This is a genomic window from Bdellovibrionales bacterium (assembly GCA_019750295.1).
In the GTDB taxonomy this organism is placed as follows: Bacteria; Bdellovibrionota; Bdellovibrionia; order Bdellovibrionales; family JAGQZY01; genus JAIEOS01.
Window position 1 is genome coordinate 1 of record JAIEOS010000133.1, and the last position, 1,715, is coordinate 1,715.

Annotated in this window: 1 protein-coding gene; it reads left to right on the forward strand. The window is 47.8% G+C overall.

Going from position 1 to position 1,715, the window contains the following annotated elements:
• A partial coding sequence (locus tag K2Q26_15280) for a tail fiber domain-containing protein (GenBank protein ID MBY0316882.1) occupies positions 1-1,449 on the forward strand: 1,449 nt, incomplete at its 5' end.
• Positions 1,450-1,715 lie beyond the last annotated feature (266 nt).

The window sequence follows — 1,715 nt, forward strand, 5'->3', positions numbered from 1 at the left end:
GCGAATTTTTCGGAGCCCATGCTCGAATTTGCCGAGCAAACCAACGCTCCTATGGCCGGGATTGCCGGTAAAAATACTGGAAACGGCGCCGGAAATTTAATCTTCCTCACTCGACAGCATCCCGCAGCGTCCCTGAGTGAAAAAATGCGCATCATGGACAGCGGAAACGTCGGTATTGGAACGACAAGCCCGTCGACCTATCTTGATGTGCAGCGCCCTAACGGCACCTCTTTCGGTCAAATCGCGCGTTTTGGCGCGTTTAACTCGAATGCTTATATGCTTATGTCGAGCAGTTCGGATCATGCCGCGATTGATTTAAATATCAGTGACTCAACTAATACGGGTGTGACGAAAGCTCTGACTATTTCAACTGGGACAAATGAGAGGGTGCGAGTGACCGCTGCCGGAAACGTCGGGATTGGGACCAGTGTTCCTACAGCAAGTTTAGAAGTGCAAAATCCAGGGACGTCGGGAAATATTCGAGTGATCAGCTCATTGGCGCCGGCTCAAACCACGGGCTACATTTTTCAAAATCTAGGAAAGACTCAAACTAACAACAATAGTGCTCAAATTATGTATTATCATAGCGGAGACGGACTGACGTCGAACCGTTTTGGATTAGGCTTCCACGGAACCTCTGAGTACTTGAGTGTTCTGGCTGGTGGAGATGTCGGTATCGGAACAACTGCGCCGAATGGTAAACTCCAAGTCATGGGGCAAATCATGGCGACGGGGGCGGCTTCGCACAACGTGGCGAATTCCATTCGTCTCGATAGTTCCGGCAGTGGTGCGAGTCGTATTTCGGCGCTGGGTCCGAACAACGCGACCCGAGGTTCATTCCAGATCGATCTTTACTCTGCAGATGGCTCCGTCGGTGCATCGCCATTTCAGATTAGTAACGCGGGAAATATTGGGATTGGTGGATCGCCCACAGGTGCGAGGCTCGCTGTGACTGGAAATTTGACTGTGACTTCAGGAAGTGTCATGGCTGACGGCACGACATCTCGTCTAGTTTCTGGTATGCCGGGCACGGCGGGCGCGACAGGTCCGGTCTGTTATAACGGCGGCGGAGCATTTGATGCGTGTTCCTCTCTTAAGAAATTCAAAACAGAAATTGAGCCCTTAGAAGTGGGTCTCGACTTTTTAATGTTGTTAAATCCCGTCACCTATCGCTTAAAAGGCACGAATACTCACGAAATGGGATTTATTGCCGAGGATATGTACGCTCTGGATCCACGTTTTGCGGTCATATCGACCGACGGAAATTTAGCGGGTGTAAAGTACGACAAGATCACTTCGCTTTTGACGAAATCGGTCCAAGAGCTACGACATGAAAAAGATCGAGAGATCAGTTCTCTTAAAAAACAGCTCGAAGATAAGAGTCTGGAAGTCCAGATGATGAAGAGCTATCTTTGCTCCAAGGATCCTTCGGCCCCTTTTTGTAAATAAGATTTTTGACGGAACGGAAATGACATCTGGTCCTGTAAAAAATTTCTTCAAAACACAAAAGACCTCTGCAATTTAGCAATTCCATAGTCTTTTTATGAGACAAATTCTTCGACAAAACTTCGACAACTCGTGACCAATTCCGATTTCAAATTTGCTCGCCGATAGATCTCCATACTGAGGAGATAAAATGTACGTTAGGCGTTAACGAGGTTATTGACTGAATTCTTGTGATGTGGGGTACGTTAGGCGTTAACGAGGTTATTGAC